This is a genomic window from Blautia sp. OF09-25XD, assembly GCF_003482095.1.
Lineage (GTDB): Bacteria > Bacillota > Clostridia > Lachnospirales > Lachnospiraceae > Fusicatenibacter > Fusicatenibacter saccharivorans.
Genome location: NZ_QUMG01000019.1, coordinates 59,056 through 77,184, shown reverse-complemented (window position 1 = coordinate 77,184; position 18,129 = coordinate 59,056). Strand labels below are relative to the sequence as shown.

The 18,129-nt window shown below is 49.6% G+C and carries 20 protein-coding genes and 1 pseudogene; 10 read left to right on the top strand and 11 right to left on the bottom strand.

What is annotated here, in order from left to right:
- The first annotated feature begins 232 nt into the window (after positions 1–232).
- The 6 genes from DXA93_RS14455 (at position 233) to DXA93_RS14435 (ending at position 2,656) form a co-directional block, all read left to right on the top strand.
- The gene (locus DXA93_RS14455; protein ID WP_109258817.1) at positions 233–448 is read left to right on the top strand and encodes a phosphoribosylglycinamide formyltransferase; all 216 of its coding nucleotides are present in this window, start codon (positions 233–235) and stop codon (positions 446–448) included.
- A gap of 63 nt (positions 449–511) precedes the next feature.
- Positions 512–697, top strand: a complete 186-nt coding sequence (locus tag DXA93_RS14450; RefSeq protein WP_117522849.1) for a hypothetical protein — start codon at positions 512–514, stop codon at positions 695–697.
- A gap of 77 nt (positions 698–774) precedes the next feature.
- Positions 775–1,698 (top strand): plasmid recombination protein, encoded by a 924-nt coding sequence (locus tag DXA93_RS14445; RefSeq protein ID WP_330427380.1) that lies wholly within the window; start codon positions 775–777, stop codon positions 1,696–1,698.
- A 20-nt stretch (positions 1,699–1,718) separates the two neighbouring features.
- Positions 1,719–2,063, top strand: a complete 345-nt coding sequence (locus tag DXA93_RS20995; protein WP_330427379.1) for a hypothetical protein — start codon at positions 1,719–1,721, stop codon at positions 2,061–2,063.
- Between the two features lie 18 nt (positions 2,064–2,081).
- The gene (locus tag DXA93_RS14440) at positions 2,082–2,384 is read left to right on the top strand and encodes a hypothetical protein (RefSeq protein WP_085531218.1); all 303 of its coding nucleotides are present in this window, start codon (positions 2,082–2,084) and stop codon (positions 2,382–2,384) included.
- Positions 2,385–2,464: 80 nt separating this feature from the next.
- Positions 2,465–2,656, top strand: coding sequence for a recombinase family protein (locus DXA93_RS14435; RefSeq protein ID WP_118594704.1), 192 nt, complete (start codon positions 2,465–2,467; stop codon positions 2,654–2,656).
- A gap of 48 nt (positions 2,657–2,704) precedes the next feature.
- Here DXA93_RS14435 and DXA93_RS14430 read toward each other — a convergent pair.
- The 6 genes and pseudogenes from DXA93_RS14430 to DXA93_RS14395 all read right to left on the bottom strand — a co-directional run bounded on the left by DXA93_RS14430 (position 2,705) and on the right by DXA93_RS14395 (position 7,537).
- A pseudogene (locus tag DXA93_RS14430) lies at positions 2,705–4,382 on the bottom strand (recombinase family protein).
- A 100-nt stretch (positions 4,383–4,482) separates the two neighbouring features.
- Positions 4,483–4,710, bottom strand: a complete 228-nt coding sequence (locus DXA93_RS14425; protein ID WP_004607973.1) for a transposon-encoded TnpW family protein — start codon at positions 4,708–4,710, stop codon at positions 4,483–4,485.
- 417 nt (positions 4,711–5,127) lie between these two features.
- Entirely contained in the window at positions 5,128–5,388 is a 261-nt protein-coding gene (locus DXA93_RS14415; protein ID WP_119208622.1) for a helix-turn-helix domain-containing protein, read from the bottom strand.
- Positions 5,369–5,809, bottom strand: coding sequence for a sigma-70 family RNA polymerase sigma factor (locus DXA93_RS14410; protein ID WP_119208620.1), 441 nt, complete (start codon positions 5,807–5,809; stop codon positions 5,369–5,371). The genes DXA93_RS14415 and DXA93_RS14410 overlap by 20 nt, the downstream gene beginning before the upstream one ends.
- Before the next feature lie 535 nt (positions 5,810–6,344).
- Positions 6,345–7,334 carry a 23S rRNA (adenine(2503)-C(2))-methyltransferase RlmN gene (gene rlmN, locus DXA93_RS14400; protein ID WP_002569187.1) on the bottom strand — a complete coding sequence of 330 codons (990 nt, stop codon included), beginning with the start codon at positions 7,332–7,334 and terminating at the stop codon, positions 6,345–6,347.
- Between the two features lie 23 nt (positions 7,335–7,357).
- Positions 7,358–7,537, bottom strand: a complete 180-nt coding sequence (locus tag DXA93_RS14395; RefSeq protein WP_002588768.1) for a cysteine-rich KTR domain-containing protein — start codon at positions 7,535–7,537, stop codon at positions 7,358–7,360.
- A gap of 384 nt (positions 7,538–7,921) precedes the next feature.
- Between DXA93_RS14395 and DXA93_RS14390 the strand changes: the two genes are divergently transcribed.
- The 4 genes from DXA93_RS14390 to DXA93_RS14375 all read left to right on the top strand — a co-directional run bounded on the left by DXA93_RS14390 (position 7,922) and on the right by DXA93_RS14375 (position 10,713).
- A complete protein-coding gene (locus tag DXA93_RS14390) occupies positions 7,922–8,275 on the top strand; it encodes a helix-turn-helix transcriptional regulator (protein ID WP_118639938.1) in 354 nt (117 codons plus the stop codon).
- A 268-nt stretch (positions 8,276–8,543) separates the two neighbouring features.
- Positions 8,544–8,873, top strand: a complete 330-nt coding sequence (locus DXA93_RS14385; protein ID WP_002569185.1) for a plasmid mobilization protein — start codon at positions 8,544–8,546, stop codon at positions 8,871–8,873.
- Positions 8,834–10,177 (top strand): relaxase/mobilization nuclease domain-containing protein, encoded by a 1,344-nt coding sequence (locus tag DXA93_RS14380; RefSeq protein WP_118209243.1) that lies wholly within the window; start codon positions 8,834–8,836, stop codon positions 10,175–10,177. The genes DXA93_RS14385 and DXA93_RS14380 overlap by 40 nt, the downstream gene beginning before the upstream one ends.
- An 89-nt stretch (positions 10,178–10,266) precedes the next feature.
- Positions 10,267–10,713, top strand: coding sequence for a HEAT repeat domain-containing protein (locus DXA93_RS14375; RefSeq protein ID WP_009447122.1), 447 nt, complete (start codon positions 10,267–10,269; stop codon positions 10,711–10,713).
- Between the two features lie 172 nt (positions 10,714–10,885).
- On the opposite strand, the gene DXA93_RS14370 is transcribed toward DXA93_RS14375, so the two are convergent.
- The 5 genes from DXA93_RS14370 to DXA93_RS14350 form a co-directional block, all read right to left on the bottom strand.
- Positions 10,886–11,251 (bottom strand): cysteine-rich VLP domain-containing protein, encoded by a 366-nt coding sequence (locus tag DXA93_RS14370; protein ID WP_009447123.1) that lies wholly within the window; start codon positions 11,249–11,251, stop codon positions 10,886–10,888.
- A complete protein-coding gene (locus DXA93_RS14365) occupies positions 11,248–11,454 on the bottom strand; it encodes a transposon-transfer assisting family protein (protein ID WP_009447124.1) in 207 nt (68 codons plus the stop codon). Before DXA93_RS14365 ends, DXA93_RS14370 begins: the two co-directional genes overlap by 4 nt.
- A gap of 2 nt (positions 11,455–11,456) precedes the next feature.
- Complete coding sequence (locus tag DXA93_RS14360; RefSeq protein WP_009447125.1) at positions 11,457–12,410, bottom strand: hypothetical protein; 954 nt, start codon at positions 12,408–12,410, stop codon at positions 11,457–11,459.
- A gap of 3 nt (positions 12,411–12,413) precedes the next feature.
- A complete protein-coding gene (locus DXA93_RS14355) occupies positions 12,414–15,797 on the bottom strand; it encodes a YodL domain-containing protein (RefSeq protein ID WP_118209245.1) in 3,384 nt (1,127 codons plus the stop codon).
- A 238-nt stretch (positions 15,798–16,035) separates the two neighbouring features.
- On the bottom strand, positions 16,036–18,126 hold the full coding sequence (locus DXA93_RS14350) for a DNA topoisomerase 3 (RefSeq protein WP_118209246.1): 2,091 nt from the start codon (positions 18,124–18,126) through the stop codon (positions 16,036–16,038).
- Between the last annotated feature and the right edge of the window lie 3 nt (positions 18,127–18,129).

Sequence of the window (18,129 nt, the reverse complement as noted above, 5' to 3'; positions counted from 1 at the left end):
GCTTCTCTGAACCGTGTACCCTGTTCACGGAACAATAGATGTTTTCATTTTTCCAGACCAAATCACACGAAACAGTAAAGCGGGATATGGTCATATATGGACAGGACATCACAAGCAAAATTCTGAACGGATTTCAGAGATTGCAGATTTTTCACTGTTCGGTGTATCTGTTCCGTTTTGGGGTGCAGAGATTGTACCGAACCACAAACAGAATTATGAAGGATTTTTCAATATGAATGTACGCAATGAAATCAAGGCACAGATCATCCGTGCTGGGATGACCATGCAGGAAGTTGTTGACCTGCTCTCGGACGAGTACGGATGGAGCGACAGCGTTTCCAACCTGTCCGCAAAATTACAGCGGGAAAGCATCCGATACAAGGAAGTATTGGAGCTTGCCGATGTGCTGGGATGCGACATTGTATGGCAGCAAAGACGGGAGAAGTGATGCCCCCGGCAACAGCCCCTCGCATCTCCCGTCCCCATAGGCACACCGCAGTGCTGCCTATGGATGGCAGTGAAAGACGCTGCCAACGTCTGCAAGAAACGTTCCGCAGAACAGCTTCATGCAGACGGGCTGACCATGGGAAAAGTTGCAGACATTTTGCCTTGGTCAGCAGAGGTCACCGCAGTGACCGCATACCCCCTCGGGAGAGCCCACGGCACTTTGCAGCCAGAATGGATGAAAGTGTTATAGTGGGTTATTACACTTCCGCAGAAGTGCATCCCCGCAGCCCCGCCCGTCTGCTACTCTCGAAAGAAAGGAAAAAACCTATGGCAAGAAACGATGGAATTGACCGTACCTTTGCCCGTAACCAGGACTTGCCCACCCTCGACGATGTGGCGAAAGTTCAGGAGCATAACGAGCGAGAAAAAGACAGCTACTCCAATCAAGATATTGATACCACCCAGACCCACCGCAATGTCCACTTCAAGAAACCTACCGACAGCTATGCCGCCATGTTCGATCAGATGATTGCAGATGGTGTTATCTCCACCCGTGGTCTGAAAGCCGATGCGGTGAAATATGGGGAGCTGCTGTTTGATGTAAACTCTGCCTACTTCCACAACCACGGCGGCTATGAATATGCCAAACAGTTCTATGCCGATGCCTACAAAGCCGCCGTGGAGATTGTGGGCGGCGAGCAGTATATCCTCTCCGCTGTGATGCACGCCGATGAGCGCAACCGGGCAATGTCCGAAGCCCTGGGCGAGGATGTGTATCACTACCACCTCCATGTGGTTTATATCCCGGTGGTGGAAAAGCAAATCCTGTGGTCGAAGCGGTGCAAGGATGAATTCCTCCGGGGAACGGTAAAAGAAACGATCACACAGGTCAGCCGCAGTAAGAAATGGGAATCCAAACCCGTTCTCAATGAAGATGGCAATCCGATGTTGAACGCAAAAGGGAAAAAGATTTTGAAGTCGTCCTACAGTGTGCTGCAGGATGACTTTTTTAATTTCATGCGAGCCGCCGGATATACCGATGTGGAGCGTGGAGAGCGTGGCAGTACCGAGGAACATCTGACGGTGACACAGTTCAAGGTACAGGCCGAACAGCACCGCCTGGAAACTGTGACCGGACAGGTGGAACAGGCCGAGCAGAGTTTGGCGGATGCCAAGGCTGCTACGGAGAAGCAGAAAAAGAAACTGGAGCTCTGCAAAAGGAAACCAAGGCAGCAAAGACCATTGCGCTGACGGTGCAGGATATTGAGGAAATGGGCAAGAAAAATGCCCTCACCGGAAATGTCTCGCTCACGCCGGATCAGTGCGATACACTCAAACGCTATGCGGTCAACGGCATTATTGCCAATGCTGACAATAAGCGTTTGAAAGAGAAACTGGCTTCTGCTGAAAAAACAATTTCCATCTGGAAACAGCGGTATGAAGCAGTAAACGAAAAATATATGGAACTGAAACAGAAAGCCCAGCCTTTCTTGGATGCGATAGAGATTGCGTCTGAAAGGGTTTGGGCTTTTGTTCATGCCATTCTCGCCAGAGGAAAGGAAACACAGGAACATAAGCACCCTGCCCGTAAGCGTAGGCAGGATATGGAAATTTAAGAAAGGAACTATTTGCCTATGAATAAAACCGTAGAGGAAATTAACAAGATGATTATGGAAGATGCCCCGATGGAAGAAATCAATGATGCCATCGGCTATATTGATATTTACTCCTGCTTCGACCCGATTTTTGAGCCGCCCATTGATTTTTTGGAAGAATGCCGCAAGCATTGGGAAACAGCGCAGTCTTCTTTCCGCAAAACCATTGAGCGTAAGATCGGGAACACATGGTATGTGATTGAAACAGAATGTGACGGGAATGAGCCGCTTGCCGACAAGGTAAAACGGCTCATTTTTTCTGACAAGGGGGTGATTTGTTAATGACTGCGACACAAAAGCATGATATAATTCCAGTATGCACAACGGTACTGTCGGCTGACCAACAACCGAAGGAGGATATTATGTTGGATCAGCAGAAAATTACCATTCTCTACTGTCGTTTGAGCAATGAGGATGCCCAAGATGGAGAGAGTAACAGTATCGCAAATCAGCGAGAGTATTTAACCCGATATGCCCGTAACCACGGGTATACAAACCTGAAAATTCTGGTGGATGACGGTTATACGGGGACGAACTTTGTTGAGGTAAGATAACGTAACCTTTTTTGCAGAGGGCGTTATCTTACCTCTTTTTGATGTATGTTAGATAGCATAACTCTTTACGTCGGCTCCTATCTGTCTGAAATAGGAGATACTTTCGGTAGGCTTGTCGCCCGTATCAACTCTGCCGACAAAGCTATAAAAGATTTCGATTTTGCGGGTGTTCGTTTCCTTATCCAGTTCGTGAATAAGAATACGGTCAATAAATTCATGGACGTTTTCGTAGGTCAGTTCGGTAATGGCGGTGTATCTGCGTACCAGTGCGACAAACCTTTTCACGTCCGCGCTGCGCTCGGTGGCGTTGTCGATTTCCTGTGACAGCTCCGCAATCCTCCGGGTCAGCGTCTTTTTTTCTTCATCATAGCCGGAAGTCAGAAAAGCAAACTGTTCATCAGAAAGTTTCCCTAAAGCGTTGTCCTCGTAGAGCTTGCGGAATAAGATGTTCAGCTCGCTAATGCGGCTCTGCGCCTTGTCAAGCTCTTTCCGCTGCTGTGTCAGCGTCTTTTGTACTGCCTTTGCGCTGCACTCGTTGGCGGTTTCGATAAACTCCTGTTCATGCTCTTTCACATAGGACAGCACCCTCTGTAAATCAGCAAGGACAAGTTCTTTAAGGACGCTCTTTCGGATATAATGGGTAGTGCAAAGCTCGCCAGTCCTTATCCTGTTTCGGTACTTTCCGCAAGTGTAGGCGTGTTTGCGTTCCAGTGTCCCGGCTCCCTGTTGCAGATACATTTTATAGCCGCAATCCCCACAAAAGAGAAGTCCCGAAAAAATGTCAATTTCATCAACCTTTGTAGGGCGGTGTTTGGTAGCAATCCGTTTCTGTGCAAGGTCAAAGGTTTCTTCGTCAATCAAAGGTTCGTGCGTGTTGGGGAAAAAGTATTGCTTTTCCTCCGGGTTCTTTTTTCGTCTTTTTCGATTTGTAAGATACCTTATAGCTCTTGCCCGTAATGGTATGCCCCAAATATTCTTTGCGTCCAAGAATATCATACAGTGTCTTATCCGGCCAGTTATAAATACAGGTCGGGTGCGGGCGCGGGTGGCGGCAACTGCCGGAACGACGGTAGCGCAGTTCTGAAACAGTAAGTACCTCATGTTCCCGTAGCCAGTTCTGGATTTCGCAGATACGGTCGCCGCGCACATACATAGCGAAAATCTGTTTTACAATGTGCGCCGTTTCCGGGTCGGGCAATAGATGATTGCGGTCGTTTGGGTCGGCTATGTAACCATACGGCACTTCGCCGTTGACACGCTCGCCTTTCTGTGCCTTTGCCTGTTTAACAGCCCGGATTTTCTTTGAGGTGTCGCGGGCGTAAAACTCGTTGAACCAGTTCCGCAGAGGGGTAAACTCGTTATCTTCCCTCGCTGTGTCTACACCGTCGTTAATGGCAATGTAGCGCACTTCATATTCGGGGAAAACAATCTCTATCAGTTCGCCGGTTTTCAGATAATTGCGTCCCAGACGGGAAAGGTCTTTTGTTATGACGGTCGCCACGTTCCCGGCTTCAACCTCATGCAGCATGGCTTGAAGCCCCTCACGCTCGAAACTCACGCCGGAAAATCCGTCGTCTACAAAAAAGCGCGTATTGAAAAAGTGGTGTTCGTCAGCGTACTTTTGTAAAATCAGCTTTTGGTTCTGTATGCTCTCGCTTTCCCCGGCCTGCATATCTTCCTGGCTCAATCTGCAATATAAAGCGGTAATCTTGTCTGTCTGTAACATTTTGTCCTCCTTTCCGACGACAGACAAGCATGGTATTTGTACTGTCTATATTATACCACATACCGCTGCCTGTGTCATGTATAAAATGTGAAGAAACGCCCTATTTTCGGGCGTTTGCGGGGTTCAGCTCCATGTCTTTGCGAATGAGCTTTTTTATCTTTTTATCCAGTGTGTCCGTTGCGCGTTCACTTGCAGACGAACATACAAGGTAAGTAACTTTTCCGATTTTATGCTCCGTTGTGGTAACGGGCGTTTGGTTTTGCGTCAAAGAAAATCCCCCTTTCTTTCGCAAACATATAATACAGTCTATGAATAGCAGCAAGTCCACTATTCAATAAAACAAAGGCTTTAATCGGACGGTTATTAGCATAACCTCATGGGAATTTCACCCCGGCATGGTTCTCATGCAGCCCTACCCATTGCCTGCGACGCTCTTAACGCTCGGACTGTGGCTGTAAGGAAGTATCATTGTATATTCTGCGTGTCGTTGCCCGCAAACCGCTACACTTGCTTTCCGGCGCGGTGTTGGTCGCTCGGCTGTCCGGGCGGTGATAACCTCGCCCGGATAGCGTCATGGCGCACCCGCCGTATGGCTCGACGCAAAAGGAACGTATCCGATTTGCCCTATGCTGCGCCGCCGTTATCTTGCGCCGCTTTCTTTTTCAAGGTTCAAAATGGCTGTGCTACCCGCGTCAACAGCGGAACGGAAAAGGGGGTGAGAGAAAGCGTCCCGCCGCCGTTGCGGTTATTCCTCTGTCCTAAAGGTGAGGACAGCCATCATCAGTTTTGCTTGCAGCCGTTCCCGAATGTCGTGGTCTACGCCGAAATAGACGTTCCCGCGCTCGTCGTACAGCTTCCGCATGGAGAGGCGGGCTATGTAGCCGCTAAAATGCTGCAAGACAATCTTCATGGCGTCCGGGTCACCCTTTGTCGCTGCCACAATGACAGGATAGGGAACAAGGGCATTTTCCGGGTAGCCGGGTTCGTTACCATTCGCCCCATTCATCAGCATTTTCCTCCAGATATTTTCTTAATTTCTCAAAAGAGCTTGTCCGCCTGTACTGTATCGTGCTTCTCGATGTATTGAACAACTTCGCAATCTCGGTGTCGTTCATTCCCTCGAAATAGTACAGGAGTACGGCTTTGCGCTTTTCTTCCGGCAAAGTACGGATTGCTTCAAGAAGCAGCTTCGGCGTGATTTTCTTCCCGGCTTTCTCAAAGACGGTTTCGGCGGTTTCCCGTTTGAAATATTCATCAAAGGTATGAAGCTGCCGCGCTTCGTCTAAGGGCAAATCGGAAAAGGTGACTTCCCTTGCCTTATGCCTGTGCAGCTCCCTGTGAGCGTCACACGCTTCATTGTGCAGCACCGTATTACAAAACTTCTGAAAAGCACATTGTTTGTAAAACTCCCTGCTATTAGGTTCCACATTCTCACCTCCTTTCTCGTTGGAAAGTTGGTGGTGCTTCCCCCTTTTCGCGGGGCAATACGGCGTTTTTGAAAAACGCCGAAGATTTTTTGAAATTTTTTCAAAAATTTTTTGAGCAGCAAAATACGCCTGTCCGAAAAGCCCGGACAGGCGTATAGGTATTGTAAGCAGTATTTAGATGATTAGACAGTTCATAGTCAAGGGTAGAGAGGTTCCCGGCGGTGGTCGGGCTTTTTTTGATATGTCAATGACCGTCGGATTTTGTCGATAGGGTATGTGCTTCATGGCGGCTACCTCCTTTAGCCGCCGCTTTTAACAGTGATACCGCGTCATTTCATTAGAAGATAAAAAGAAACGGCGGCTTTGATTTTTCAAAGCTGCTGCGGAAATCAAAGAACGACAAGCAACAGTTCTGATTTTGCTCCAATATGGTTATTAGGGGCACAAATTAAAATCAAAAAAGAGCCGATAACAGCAGTATTTCAAACTGCATATTATCGGCTCTGCGTCTGTGCGTCTGGCTCTTTTAATTAAATTATTTCTGTTGTTTTTTGGCTTTATTATATGTATTAGCTAACTGTCCACAAGCTGCTTTAATCTCTCTACCATGAGAAACTCTCATGGTAACTTCAAGTCCTGTTTGCTCTAATTGATGTTTGAACGCAACCATTTCTTGTTTTTGTGGTGCTCTAATTTTTGAATTACTCGTCGGGTTGTATTGCAGCACGTTAATCATAACATTTTTGCCCTTAAACCATTTTGCAAGTTGCCTTATATCTGAGGAACGGTCATTTATACCTGGTAAAAGCAAATACGCAAATACCACTTTTCGATTATGCCTTTGAGAATAGGACAATGCTTGCTTAACAACATCTTCAATAGCGTACATGTGCATATGAGGAATGATACAGTTTCTCGCAGCCTGTGTTGCTGCATGTAAAGATATTGTCAACTGAATTTTTAGATGTTCTTCGCGCAATTTTTTTAATTGATTAACTGGACCAACTGTTGATACGGTAATGCCGTCGGTTGGAAAGTTAAGTCCATTTCTATCTCGAAGAATATGGATTGCTGCAATCAAGTTGTCGTAATTGAATAAAGGTTCTCCCATTCCCATAAAAACGATACGATTTACTTTTTGACGTATCAATACAACCTGCTGCACAATTTCAGACGGTGTTAGATTACGAACAAAACCATTGCGTCCGGACTCACAAAAAATACAGCCAACAGAACAACCAACTTGCGTACTTACGCAAACAGTCCCACCATCTCGCCGTTTAATAAAAACCGTTTCAATATACCTGTTATCTTTCAATTCATAAACATACTTTTCAGTATCGCTACTTTTATAGACTTTTTTTGTTGATATTGATAGATTTTCTTTGTGAAATGGCTGTTTATACAATTCCGTATATAAGGCTCTTGCTTTATCCTCTCCAATTACTTCCGACATTTCTTTGTAAGTAAATCCGTATGGGTCATTCAATATTTCCGTAGGTGTACTTTTAGGTAAGTGTTTCATTTAAATATCCTTCCTTTTCAAAATTAAAAAGTTTGTTTTTCAGAGTTTTTGATTATGATTTCTAGTTTTTCAACATCAACGATATGCGTTAATTTACATTTAGGGCAGAAAAGAGGAAAATTTCTTAATACCGTATTATAAAATACTTGAACCCTCGTCTTTCCGTTACAAATTGGACATTTTATCCAATATTTTTCAAGCATAATATTTCTCCTTTTGCGCAAAAAAATGCAGGTCAATTCTCAACATGAGCATTGACCTGCATTTATACATATAATACTACAACAAAATTAAGGCATAGTTTTTATACTATGTCTATACGTCGTTAGTTTTGTTGTATAGCATACGCAAAATAAGCATGACAAAAAAGCCATATTGAAAATGGGAAAAATCTTTTTTGATTTCAATGCTTATCGAATACGCATGCTATGTAACATAAACATTCCCCCCCTTTATATAATATTATATAACAAAAGCAAGCTTGTTGTCAACATATATATATATGAATTATTTTGGCTAACTGATAGAACTATGTAGACATATCCAAGAAGAAAGGGGAACAGTAAAATGTAAGAGGGTGAATAACTATGGCAAAAAGACCAGTACCAAAATACGACTTCAAGGCTTTTGGGGCAGCGATAAAGGCAGCGCGTGAAGGACGCAAGGAAAGCCGCAAGAAAGTAGGCGACGAAATGTTTATCTCGCCGCGCTACCTTGCGAACATTGAGAACAAGGGGCAGCACCCAAGTTTACAGATATTCTTTGAGCTGATACAGCGTTACCATATATCCGTAGACCAATTCCTGTTAGACACGCCCGCTGCAAAGGACACAAAGCGGCGGCAGCTTGACGCGCTCCTTGACGGTATGAGCGATACAGGCATATGGATTGTGACCGCAACGGCAAAAGAGATTTCCGAAGTCGAAAAAGAGGGCGAATAGGAATGTCCGGCTTAAAACTGAACAGGATTTAGAGAGCGTTGTAATCTTTTTTGAGATTGCAGCGTTTTTCTTTTGCGGAAGTTTGGCAAAATCGCTTTTTCTCCGTAGTAGGGGATAAGAGCCTAAAGGATAAAAACATTCGTAGCAAGCATAGGAAGCGGGTACCCACTTCCGTATTTTCCCCCTCCCGCGCTGCGGCGCGTCGGTTGAAAATTGCTTGTTGGGAAGTGTCCCAAACCCTCGGAACGGAAAGGAAAGGAGCGAATACATGGACGGACGCAAAAGGACGGTACAAATCAAATTCAGAGTGACGGAAGCGGAACGGGATTTAATACTGGAAAAAATGAAGCTCGTACCCACCCGGAACATGGCGGCGTATCTGCGGAAGATTGCCATTGACGGATATATCATTCAGATAGACCACGCCGACATAAAGGCTATGACCGCAGAGATACAAAAAATCGGTGTCAACGTCAACCAGATAGCACGCCGCGTAAACGCGACGGGGAACGCATACCAAGAGGACATAGAGGAAATAAAGGGGGTGCTTGCGGAGATATGGCGGTTACAAAGATTAAGCCTATTAAAAGCACTCTAAGCAAAGCCCTTGACTATATCGAAAACCCGGACAAGACGGACGGAAAAATGCTTGTGTCCTCTTTCGGCTGCTCCTATGAAACGGCAGATATTGAGTTTGAATATACATTGTCCCAAGCACTCCAAAAGGGGAACAATTTAGCCTTTCATCTGATACAGTCCTTTGAGCCGGGGGAAGTGGATTATCAGAAAGCCCATGAAATCGGAAAGCAGCTTGCCGACGCGGTAACAAAGGGGCAACATGAGTATGTTGTGACGACGCACATTGACAAGGGGCATATCCATAACCACATTATTTTCTGCGCGGTGAACTTCGTAGACCACCACAAATACAATTCCAACAAAAGGAGCTATTACGGTATACGGAACATGAGCGACAAGCTGTGCCGGGAAAATGGCTTGTCCGTCGTCGTCCCCGGCAAGGGCAGCAAGGGAAAGAGCTATGCAGAGTACCAGGCAGAAAAGACGGGTACAAGTTGGAAAGGCAAACTGAAAACCGCCGTTGACGCACTTATCCCCCAAGTTTCCAGTTTTGAGGAATTGCTAACGCGGTTACAGGCGGCGGGCTATGAGATAAAGCCGGGGAAATATGTATCATGCCGCGCCCCCGGACAGGAACGCTTCACCCGCCTAAAAACCCTCGGCGCAGACTATACAGAGGAAGCCATAAGGGAACGGATAGCGGGCAGACGGACAAAGGCGGCGAAAGCCCCCAGAGAGCAGCGCGGCGTTTCGCTGCTTATCGACATTGAGAACAGTATCAAGGCGGCGCAGAGTAAGGGCTATGAACAGTGGGCGAAAATCCACAATCTGAAACAGGCGGCAAAGACTATGAACTTTCTCACCGAAAACAAGATTGAACAGTACGCGGATTTAGTTAGCCGGATTGAGGAAATGGCAGCGGAAAGCGGACAGGCGGCAGACGCATTGAAGAACGCCGAAAAGCGGCTTGCGGACATGGCGGTGCTTATCAAGAATGTTTCCACCTACCAAAAGACAAAGCCCGTCTATGACGCATACCGCAAGGCAAGGAACAGGGAGAAATACCGCGCCGGACAGGAACAGGCGATTATCTTACATGAAGCCGCTGCAAGGTCATTGAAAGCAACGGGCATTGCAAAGCTCCCGAACCTCGCCGCGCTGCAATCGGAGTATGAAGCCCTTCAAGCGCAGAAAGAAGCCCTTTACGCCGACTATGGGAAGCTGAAAAAGAAAGTCCGGGAATATGACATTATCAAGCAGAACATTGACAACATTTTACAGGCAGACAGACAGCCGGAACGGGAAAAGGGAATGGAACACTGATTAAGCAAAAAATGATTTTCGTATAGAAACAGAAAGCGGTATGTGGTATAATAAAATTATCTACAACTTTTGAAAGGATTTGATAGTACATGACAAAAGGAACACCAGCTAATATTAGTCAGCTTGTCAAAGACGCAAACAATAAATCATCATGGAAAATTAGGCTTGCTGCGTTGAATGAACTAAAACAATATGATTGTCAACAATCAAGAGATGTTATTACTCGTCTTGCTCTCCATGACAAAGTTTATAAAGTTAAAGAGGAAGCATTTAGAGCAGCACAAGCTATGGGGATTACTTACCGCGGAAATCCTATTCGCTTAGGACGTAAAGATATTGGTTTTAAGACAAAAGACTTTACTAAAGTTTTTCTACGTATCAAACGTGAAAAATCAATGGAAGAATTAGATTTACAATTATTCAAGGAAGCGTTCAAAACAATCGCGGCAGAAATGTATGATGTAATGGAATTTGAAAAGGGTCAAAAATTTGATGATTGGATTACAAATACATACAAATGTTTGCCAAAGAAATAAAAAGAACAGGGCGCGGAAAGTCAGTATATGACTTCCGCGCCCTGTCTTTTTGTGGGTGCTGTTGTGGTAAATGTTACGCAATAGAACGCCATTTTCGGGGGAAAAGGTATAAAGTATCGCCTATCCGATTTTCCCGCCCGGAAAGCCTTGCAAATCAAGGGATTTTCCGCGCCTACTGCGTAACAGGGGCGCGTCTTTTCCTCATGCGCTCGGCGGCCTGTCTGCGGGTGATACGCTTCCGGCAGTCGGGGCAGTATTTGACGCTGTTAGAGCTTGACGCAAAGGACGTGCCGCACTCGGTACATTTCTTCCTGTCCCCGGTTTGGTAAAGCTCCGCATAGAGCAGCTTATCAGCGGGAAGCACCGCAACCTTAAACCACTTGCAGAGAAGCGAATAGGAAATGAGCTGCGGACATACGCACTCGTCCCCGTCGTCCAGTAAGATACAGTTTCCATTATCGCAGTTGCAGCACGTCCGGCGCACAAGGGCGTTGACTTTCCGGCTCTGGGGCGGCGTCAGCCGCTTGACCTCGCTCATACTTCATCAGCGGCGTAAATGGGAAGCCCCGCAAACTCCGCTTCGGTCATGGCTTCCACTTTGGAGAGGGTACGGGCAGCAAAGCCCCGCATTTCCCCGTCCATAAAGGGCAGCGCGGCGTTCATGGCGACGATAAGCCCCTGTCGGCTCCCGGTCTTGTAAATGCTCAAAAGGTTTGTTTCTTCTACGGTCAGTTTTGTCATGTTCACACCTCCAAATCGTGATTTTTATTCTTTGCCGCCGCCTTTTTCGGGGCGGTCTTTGCCTTGTCTGTTTTAAGCTGCGCCCGGATAGAGGGGCGGGGCTTCCGTATCTCCCTGTCCCGGTTCTCCCTCTTGTCAATCAGCGCATACGTCCCATGTCTGCCCTCGATTTTGGAAAAGGAAAGGGTCTTGTAGGGCAGCATGGAGAAAAGACGGTCAGTGTCCTTTGTAGCCGCAAGCTGCATGAACGCCGGGGAAAGCTCTACCATGAAATGGGTCTTGTTTGGGCTGTTCGGCGTGTCGTGCCGCTTCATTTCCCACACAATGCGCCGCGCTTCCGTTTCAATCAGCCCGTCCCGCAATGCGGCGATATGCGCCTTGAAATCTCCCGGCGGAAGCTGCTCCCGGCTGCGCCGTTCTTCCTGTAAGAGCGATTGCAGCGCGTCCGGGTCGTTGGGTACGGCTTCAAAGCGTTCAAACTTCCCAAGCTGCGGGTCTGGGGTTCCGTCAAAATATCTCCCGGCTTTCTGTACCCTTTCCCCACGCTCATAAAACAGCTTCACCGTATCGGCGGGCAGCTCCTTTTCCTTGACGCGCTCATAATGGCGGGAATAGTCAAGCTCATACAGATTGCCCTTGATTTTCCCGCGCTCCTTTCCCGTCAGCTCGATTGCATAGGCAAGTACGCGGTCGCTTGTCTGCTCCATGTAGAAACGCCATGTATTGTGGGGCGCGGTGTCCTTTAGGAAAACGTCGCGCTCCCTAAAGCAATGCGTCCCGGACGGGCGGCAGAACCACAAAAGGGTCTTGTCCTCCCTGTGGGGGCTTGCCGCCGCCTTTGCGATAATCTCCTTGTCAATCTCCAAGTCGCTCTGGTAAAAGCCTGTATTCTGCTTCATAATCGCTTCAAGGGAAGCGAACAAATCCACGTTTTCAAATCTGCTCTGTTCCGGCATGGGTCAGCTCCTTTCCAAGTCCTGTGACTTCTGCTTTGCGTTTTTCTTCTGCGCCTTTTCCTTGTCGGCTCTAAGCTGCGCCCGGATAGAGGGCTTCTTTTCCGGCTTCGCTCCCTTGACGCGCTCCTTGTCGGCTTTGACCGCATTAGCCAGGTCAACAAGGGAAATCGTTTCTCCCGCCTTGACCTTTGCTTCCAGTTCGTCAACGGTAGGGGTGTTGTTGATGATACCGTCAAAGTTGTTGTCGTTCTGCTCTACGGTGTCCTCGACGTGCTTCAAAGGGTTTGCCTTTTCCGGCTGCTCTGCGGCAACGGCAAACGCCCGCGTCCCGTTCCCCATAATCAGATACTTTCCGTCGTCGGATTGATGATGAAAGCCATATCCGGCGGCTTCTATCTGCTCCCGGCTCATGGCGGTTACATGGAAAGTCCCTCTCGATGTTTTGACAGTTTCGCCCGTTTCCAAGTCGTCCGGGGTAAGCTGTTTCTGCTCCTGTAAAAACTCCGGCACTTGCCGGAAACCCGCGCTGTCAACATAGTGCGCCGCGTCCTGTCCGTCCTGATGAAGCACTACCACGTCGGAAACGGAAAGGCTGTGTCCCTTAAAGTCTTTGGGGTGGTCGATATTGAAACGGGTATAAATATCTTCAAGGGAAGTCCCCGGCGCAAGGGGCGCGGAATAGACAAGCTCATAGTTCGCCCTGTCAACCACATTCCCCGCCGCCTGCAGGCGGTCGTAAGGCTCAAAGCGCAAGTCCCTTGTTTCGTCCCCGCCTTTTATCTGGTAAATGGAAAAGGTGTCCTTGTCCGGCTCGGCGGTCTTTGCCGTTTCCTGTGCCTTTGCGTAGAGCTGCTTTACGTCGCCCTCGGTCAGCTCCCCGCTTTTGAGCTGCCCCATAAGCTCGCGGCATTTCTCCGGCGTTCCGGCGAAAAGAACGTCGCCCATTTTCGCCCGCCCGTTCTCCTGTGTCACATAGGCTTGCAAGAGGTAGCTGTTTTCCCGGCTGTCGCCGTAAGGGTTCCGGCGCACTCTGTAAATCGTTTCCGGGGTAAAGGCTTCTTTCGGGGCTGCGTCCGCTTTTTCCTGTGCGCCGGATTTCCCCGGTGCGTCTGCTTCCGGCTCCGGCTTCTCTTTCCCGGCTGTATCTGCCTTTTCCGGGGCTTCCGGCTGCGGCTGCTCCGGCGCGGCTGCCTGTTCCTCTCTGGTGGGCTGCTCCTGTCCGGCGGTTTGCTCCTTGTCCTGTGCCTTTTGCAGTTCCGCAAGATTTTCGTCTATGGAATTGATAATCTCGGCGGCTGCGCTGCGTATCGTTTCAAGGGAGCTTTTCAGTTCGGACAGCTCCCGCCCGCTGCTCCACCCGGCGACGTAGCCGAAAGAGTAGTCCGACGTGTCAAGCCCGTAATGTTGGCAGACGGTATAGGCGACGCTTTCCGCTTCGACTTCGCGGGTGCGGCGGTCAACGCGGGGCTGCTGTTCATCTTTGGGCGCGTTGAGGTCAATGTCGTGCAGCTTCGCATGGGCGATTTCGTGAATGGTGGTCTTTAAGGTCTGCAATTCGCTCATGCCCTCGTTGATAGCAATGCGCTTGTCCTCCAAGTGGTAGTAGCCATGAGAGCCGCCCTCGATATTCTCAAAGGCGATAGGGACGGGGGAAGTCTTTTCAAGGGCTGCGAAAAAATCCTTGTAGCGGTCAACGTCGCCCGTCAGCTCGTCCACCGCAATGTCCGGCAGCTCCTTTCCCTCGGTCTGGGAAACGTCGAAAACAGACACTACCTTGTAGGCGGGTATCTTGATTTCCTTTTCCTCGGTGACGGGCTTTCCGTCCTTGCCGATAATGGGCTTTTGTGTGTGCGGGTCTATCTTCTCCACTTCCTGTCTGATTTTGAACGGCGACGGGGCAATGATTTTAATCCCCTTTTGCCCTTTCATCACGTTGCGCCCGAAATTATTCTTCCAAGCGGAAAAGCCCGCCACAAGGGAAGCGTCCGGCTTCTGCATGGCGATAAGCAGCGTATTGTTGAAGCTGTAATTATGGAATTTTGACATGACGCGCAGATATTCCTTGTAACGCTCGCTGTCAAAGAGTTCCGTAATGCCCTGTTCCAGACGGTCGGTAATCTCTTTGAGCTTTTCGGCGGGCTTCTCGCTCGTCAGCACGATAGGGATAACCGGGCGCGGCTCCTGTGGCTGCTCTGCGGACTGTGCCGTTCTCTGCCCCGGCGCGGCTGCGTCCATTTCTACCTTTGACGGGTCGGGGCGTTCTGCCTGTGGGAAGCTCATTACTTTATACTCTTTGGGAATATCGCTTTCGCGCCCGTTGTACCACTCCGTAAAGGTGTTCTTGTTGTTGTAGATATAGCCCTGGTCGGTAAAGCGTCCCCCGTCATTGATAGCTGCGTCCCGCCCGTATTCCTCATACATGAAATACTTTTTCGCTTCTTCGGGAAGCTCCAATTCGTCCAGCTCGTCGATAAGGTAATAGCCGTAATCTTCCTCGCTCTGTACGGTAGGATAGAGCCAGTAACAATCAAGGTTCTGTGCAAGGTTGATAAGGTCTTTGATGTTCCCGGCGCGTTCCCCAAGCGTCACCGCCGCCGTAAACTTGTCCCTGTCCTCGTCGCTCTGCATTTCCAAGAGCTTCCCCAGATAGTTCAGCTCGTCAATCCCCGCGCTCTGGATAACGGCAAGCGGCACGTCAAAGGGCTGCTGCTCGGTGTTGGCAAATCCATTGATGAAAAAATCCTGTGGGTTGTCTGCGGTAATGCCGACGCTTTCCATAGCCGCGTGAAGCTGCTGCGTTGTAGTCGGCATGGGAAGCCACACGCCGCCCGGTTCGCCTGTTTCAAAGCGGGTGCGGCTGTCAATCAAAATCGAAAACTGCTCGCTCATTTTTTCTCTCCTTTCCTGTTCCATCATGCGGTGCATAAGCTCAAAATCTTCAATGCTCATGCTCCCGTCAAATACATAGGGGTTAAAATCCTCCCCGTCCCGGTAGGGGTTTTCGGAAAAGGGAAGCCCCGCTTCATGGGCGGTGGCTCTTGCTTCCTCGATAACCTCCGGGGGAAGCCTGTCGTCATGCGCCCCGATAAAACCGTCAATATCGTTCATGCTGTTTTCGTAGTGGTAGCGCACTCCGGCGGTCAGCTCGTCAAGGCTCATATCCTCGCCTAAATGCCCGCAATAGTAGCCGTTAAGGATAACGGCGGCGGGGTCGGTGCTTTTGATTTCCTCTAACCGGCTCCTGTCCTCCGGGTAGAGCGTATCGTCCATATCAAGATGAAAATATTCCGCGTTCCATGAACGCCCCTGTTTCCAGAACGCCACCCATGCGATACCGTCCCTAAGCTCGTCCTGATAGTCCTTTACGGTGTCCCGTAAACTTGCCATAGTTGAAAAACCTCCTTTCTCTGGGGCAGCGTCATAAGCTGCATTTTTTGGCTGCATAGCCTACTACGGCACACCCGCATTTCTGCCAAAGTTTTTTGAAGATTTTCAGAGGGTGAAGCCCTCCGCAAAAGAGGGTTTGGGAACTTCCCAACAAGCAAAATCCCCGTCCGGCGCGTCAGCGTCGTAACGGGGATTTACGGAAGTGGGTACCCGCTTCCTATGCTTGCTATTCCAGTTTTTAGTTCTTCTGCACTTCGATACGGTAGTTGACGTATTTCCCGCCAGTGTCAGCTAAAACGATAGTCCCGTCGTAGGTCTTGCCTGTTTTCGGGGAATAGAGCTTCTTCACATTCGCCTTGCCGGATTTAAGGAGCGCGGCGGCAATCTTCGCGGAAAAAGCGGTCTTGCGTTCCTCAAAGAAACGGTCGTTCTTCCACATGACAAAGGCACATTCCCTGTTGCTGCAATAGTAGTTTTTCTTCCCCTCATGAACGGGGGAACCGCAACGGGGGCATTTCCCGATAGAGGGCTTTTCCTCTCTGAATAAATCCTTTTTCCCGTCCAGTGCTGCGGCGTGTGTCTGCACAAGCTCCCGCGCCATAGCTTCAATGCCGGACAGAAATTCTCCGGGGTCTGCGGCTCCCTTTGCTATCTGCGTCAGATTGCTTTCCCATTCTGCGGTAAGCTGCGGGGAAGTGAGCATATCCGGCAAGATTGATATAAGGGCGGCTCCGTTCTGTGTGGGGATAAGCTGCTTGCCCTTACGCTCCGCAAAGCCGCCCTTTACCAGTTTTTCAATGACTGCGGCGCGGGTGGCGGGAGTGCCAAGCCCCCGGCGTTCCGCGTCCGGGTCGGTGTCCCCGTTCCCGGCGCGTTCCATAGCAGAGAGAAGCGACGCTTCGCTGTGGGGCTTCGGCGGCGTTGTGGTATGCTCCGTTACTTTTGCGGCGGGTTTTTCAAAGCTCTGTCCCTCGGAAAGCTCCGGCAGCGTCACACCCTCATTTTCCCCGTCCTCCGGGTCGGGTTTGCTTTTCAGCGTCGCCCGGTATCTGCGTTCAATCTCTTTCCAACCGTCCGAAAGTACGGTCTTTCCCCTTGCGGTGAAGTCTGTCCCGGCGCATGAGAAAACCGCCGTAACCGCTTCAAAGATATGTGGCTCGGCGGTAGCAGAGAGCAGACGCGCCCCCGCAAGGGTGAGGATATTCCTCTCGCTTTCCGGCAGCGCGGCAAGTTCTGTCTTTGCAAGCTCCATAGTGGGAATGATTGCGTGGTGGTCTGATACTTTCTTGCTGTCTAATACCTTTGCAATCCCCGGTGTGAAGCCCACGCCCGCCATAAAGGGGAGCTTTTCACAAAGCAGCGTGATAATGCCCGCTGCGGTATCGCCCATGTCGTCGGTGAGGAAGCTGCTGTCCGTCCTCGGATAAGTCAACAGCTGCTTTTCATAAAGGGCTTGTGCAAGGTCAAGGGTCTGCTTCGCGGTGTAGCCGAAAATGCGGTTCGCTTCCCGCTGCAAAGAGGTAAGGTCAAAGAGCTTTGGCGGGGCTGCGGTTTTCTTCTCTCTGGTGAGGGAAACGCATACCGCCTTTCCCGCTTCGCAAGCCCCTTTCAGCGCGTCGGCTTCTGCCTTGTCGGAAATCCTCTCGCTTGCCGCTTCCGCGCCGGATAAGTCAAGACGCACATGGTAATATTTCTCTTTCTGGAAATGGGAGATAGCCGCGTCCCGGTCGGTGAGCATTTTCAAGGTCGGGGTCTGGACGCGCCCCACGTTCAAGGTCTTTCCATACAGGCATGAGAAAAGCCGGGTGGCGTTAATGCCGATAAGCCAGTCAGCCTTTGCGCGGCAGAGGGCAGACGCAAAGAGCGCGTCATATTCCCGCCCGTCTTTGAGGGAAGCAAAGCCCGCCTTGATTGCCCCGTCCTCCATTGAGGAAATCCACAAGCGGCGCATGGGCTTCTTGCAGCCCGCCACTTCGTAGACAAAGCGGAATATCAATTCTCCCTCGCGCCCCGCGTCGCAAGCGTTCACCACTTCCGAAACGTCGGTGCGGTGCATAAGCTCCTTTAAGGTCGCAAACTGCTTCCCCTTGTCCGGGTCAACGGCGTACTGCCATTCCTCCGGCAGAATGGGTAAGCTGTCAAGCTGCCATTTCCTGTACTGCTCCCCGTAGGCGGCGGCTTCCGCAAGCTGTACCAAATGCCCGACGCACCATGAAATGAGGTAGCCGCCGCCCTCGATATATCCGTCCTGTTTTCCCTTAACGCCAAGCGCGGCGGCGATAGTCTGCGCCACGCTCGGCTTTTCTGCAATCACAAGTCTAAGTGCCATGAA

What these genes read in the sequence shown, in the direction of transcription:
- DXA93_RS14455 (WP_109258817.1), top strand. Translation starts at nt 233, where the DNA reads ATGAATGTACGCAATGAAATCAAGGCACAGATCATCCGTGCTGGGATG.
- DXA93_RS20995 (WP_330427379.1), top strand. Translation starts at nt 1,719, where the DNA reads ATGGGCAAGAAAAATGCCCTCACCGGAAATGTCTCGCTCACGCCGGAT.
- DXA93_RS14375 (WP_009447122.1), top strand. Translation starts at nt 10,267, where the DNA reads ATGACAAAAGGAACACCAGCTAATATTAGTCAGCTTGTCAAAGACGCA.
- DXA93_RS14445 (WP_330427380.1), top strand. Translation starts at nt 775, where the DNA reads ATGGCAAGAAACGATGGAATTGACCGTACCTTTGCCCGTAACCAGGAC.
- DXA93_RS14395 (WP_002588768.1), bottom strand. Translation starts at nt 7,537, where the DNA reads ATGCTTGAAAAATATTGGATAAAATGTCCAATTTGTAACGGAAAGACG.
- rlmN (WP_002569187.1), bottom strand. Translation starts at nt 7,334, where the DNA reads ATGAAACACTTACCTAAAAGTACACCTACGGAAATATTGAATGACCCA.
- DXA93_RS14390 (WP_118639938.1), top strand. Translation starts at nt 7,922, where the DNA reads ATGGCAAAAAGACCAGTACCAAAATACGACTTCAAGGCTTTTGGGGCA.
- DXA93_RS14385 (WP_002569185.1), top strand. Translation starts at nt 8,544, where the DNA reads ATGGACGGACGCAAAAGGACGGTACAAATCAAATTCAGAGTGACGGAA.
- DXA93_RS14380 (WP_118209243.1), top strand. Translation starts at nt 8,834, where the DNA reads ATGGCGGTTACAAAGATTAAGCCTATTAAAAGCACTCTAAGCAAAGCC.
- DXA93_RS14355 (WP_118209245.1), bottom strand. Translation starts at nt 15,797, where the DNA reads ATGGCAAGTTTACGGGACACCGTAAAGGACTATCAGGACGAGCTTAGG.
- DXA93_RS14350 (WP_118209246.1), bottom strand. Translation starts at nt 18,126, where the DNA reads ATGGCACTTAGACTTGTGATTGCAGAAAAGCCGAGCGTGGCGCAGACT.
- DXA93_RS14440 (WP_085531218.1), top strand. Translation starts at nt 2,082, where the DNA reads ATGAATAAAACCGTAGAGGAAATTAACAAGATGATTATGGAAGATGCC.
- DXA93_RS14450 (WP_117522849.1), top strand. Translation starts at nt 512, where the DNA reads ATGGCAGTGAAAGACGCTGCCAACGTCTGCAAGAAACGTTCCGCAGAA.
- DXA93_RS14435 (WP_118594704.1), top strand. Translation starts at nt 2,465, where the DNA reads ATGTTGGATCAGCAGAAAATTACCATTCTCTACTGTCGTTTGAGCAAT.
- DXA93_RS14365 (WP_009447124.1), bottom strand. Translation starts at nt 11,454, where the DNA reads ATGACAAAACTGACCGTAGAAGAAACAAACCTTTTGAGCATTTACAAG.
- DXA93_RS14360 (WP_009447125.1), bottom strand. Translation starts at nt 12,410, where the DNA reads ATGCCGGAACAGAGCAGATTTGAAAACGTGGATTTGTTCGCTTCCCTT.
- DXA93_RS14370 (WP_009447123.1), bottom strand. Translation starts at nt 11,251, where the DNA reads ATGAGCGAGGTCAAGCGGCTGACGCCGCCCCAGAGCCGGAAAGTCAAC.
- DXA93_RS14415 (WP_119208622.1), bottom strand. Translation starts at nt 5,388, where the DNA reads ATGAATGGGGCGAATGGTAACGAACCCGGCTACCCGGAAAATGCCCTT.